This window comes from Synergistaceae bacterium, from assembly GCA_012728235.1.
Classification (GTDB): domain Bacteria; phylum Synergistota; class Synergistia; order Synergistales; family Synergistaceae; genus JAAYFL01.
In genome coordinates this window covers 1-1,745 of record JAAYFL010000007.1, presented here as the reverse complement: position 1 = coordinate 1,745, position 1,745 = coordinate 1, and the positions used below count along the sequence as shown (strand labels likewise).

General features: G+C 40.9%; 4 protein-coding genes. All 4 read left to right on the top strand.

Features of this window, described 5'->3' with window-relative positions:
- Positions 1-106 precede the first annotated feature (106 nt).
- The 4 genes from GXZ13_00340 to GXZ13_00325 all read left to right on the top strand — a co-directional run bounded on the left by GXZ13_00340 (position 107) and on the right by GXZ13_00325 (position 1,605).
- Complete coding sequence (locus GXZ13_00340) at positions 107-370, top strand: hypothetical protein (protein NLX74295.1); 264 nt, start codon at positions 107-109, stop codon at positions 368-370.
- A gap of 1 nt (position 371) precedes the next feature.
- Positions 372-728 carry a type II toxin-antitoxin system HicB family antitoxin gene (locus tag GXZ13_00335; GenBank protein ID NLX74294.1) on the top strand — a complete coding sequence of 119 codons (357 nt, stop codon included), beginning with the start codon at positions 372-374 and terminating at the stop codon, positions 726-728.
- A 143-nt stretch (positions 729-871) separates the two neighbouring features.
- Entirely contained in the window at positions 872-1,294 is a 423-nt protein-coding gene (locus tag GXZ13_00330; protein ID NLX74293.1) for a hypothetical protein, read from the top strand.
- A 158-nt stretch (positions 1,295-1,452) separates the two neighbouring features.
- Entirely contained in the window at positions 1,453-1,605 is a 153-nt protein-coding gene (locus tag GXZ13_00325) for a helix-turn-helix domain-containing protein (GenBank protein ID NLX74292.1), read from the top strand.
- Positions 1,606-1,745 lie beyond the last annotated feature (140 nt).

The following is a 1,745-nucleotide window of genomic DNA, read 5'->3' as shown; positions in this document are numbered from 1 at the left end:
TCTGACTGTTACTTTCATTTTTGTTTCGTTATTTACATTTTTGAGGCAGTTAACAAAAATGCTATCACATATGATAGCATTAAGGAACATTGAGGAGTAATGAGAAGTGACAAAGCGTGAGAAGCTAGAGGAGAGAGTCAGGATTTTTGCGAATGATATCTCCATGGCAGAGTTCGAAAGCTTTTTAATAACAAACGGCTTCGAACGTCGAGACAAAAAATCAGGTTCACATCGTGTTTATCAAACTGTTGTGCATAACGAGCGGCGTTCCGTAACAATTGTCTGCCCTCACGGTAACCGTAAAGGTGTTTGCGAATATGATATGCGGAAAGTATTAGCAATCATCGATGAAAAAAAGGAGGAAGGCTAAAATGAAAAATGATTATCCATCCAGGCTATTCCCGTTCATAAATCAGGACGGAAGTGTGGACTGGATTTGTGAATATCCTGATTTGCCGGGGTGCACTGGTATTGGTTCAACACCGCAAGAAGCTTTGAGTGATGGAGAAGAGGCAAAGATTGCTTGGCTTGAAGTTTATTTTGAAGATCATCAGAAATATCCTGGCACTACTGATATATATAGTAAAGACTACAATGGGAAAATTCTGCTTAGGGTATCCAGGACTATGCATCGTGACCTCGTACTTTGCGCCGAGAGTGAGGGAATATCCCTAAACTCGTTGTGTTCTCAGTTTCTTTCTGCAGAGCTTGGCAAAAAGCAAGGATAAAAAACAATTAATGTTAACGTTCAGATGCCTTATGAGCAGGAAGCACGTAGGAGCCTTGCGAATCATGGTTGGAAGACAAAATCTGAAAAGACTAATACAGGAATCTTACAGACGGTTCCTAATGCGAGCTAAGAGGAAAAGTAATGGAAGAGTCAGTAGCTAATTTTTTGGAGTATCAGTTACTAAGCATTGCTTATGAAAAAAAAGACACTGCAGAAAAGGAAATAAATTTTTCTCTTGGAATAGAAGAACAAGTGAATGAGAATAATCAACAATTGCGACGAATTGTATTGAGTTTAAACCTTGAAGGAGCTGCTCAAGGTAATATTGTACTTGCAGGTACTTTTGAGATAAAAGATAGTTATGAAGAAAAAGGATATGGAGATTCGAATGCTTTGCATGTGATAGGAGCTTCAATTTTGTTGCCGTATGCAAGGAGTATATTGTCCTTTGTTTCTGCAGTGGACGGCAGCACTCCAATTATCGTGCCCACTTTTAACCTTAATAATTTGTTTGAGCAAACGTTAGAGCAAAAAACCGAGAATGTCAATGCAGGGAAGGGCTGAGAAGGTAACCCAAGTATTACCAATGCGCTGGCGAGCGATTGTTTAGCGGTGCTAGAGTGACCCCCAAAAGTTGAACCAAAAAATCTAACATTTGGGGGTTTGTTTATGTCACAGGAAAGAAGAAAACACAGAAATAATTTAAGCTGCAAGCATTAAAAATGCATGAAAGCAGCGAGAAGTCCTACGTAGAGATAGCCAATGAGTTAGGAATGAAAAACCCAAGTCACATAGCTATCTGGAAGATGCAGTACCGCCAGAATGGTATTGAGGGACTCTCGAAGAAGCGAGGTGGTCCCAGTATGGTAACTTAGGTGCCTGGCACCTAAGTTAGATTTCGCTAGATAACTTAGGTGCCTGGCACCTAAGTTATCTGGCACCTAAGTTAAATTTCACTGGCCAGTATAGCGGCTCCCAGCGCCCCGGCAAAACGTGCCTCCGGTGAGGAATAGAC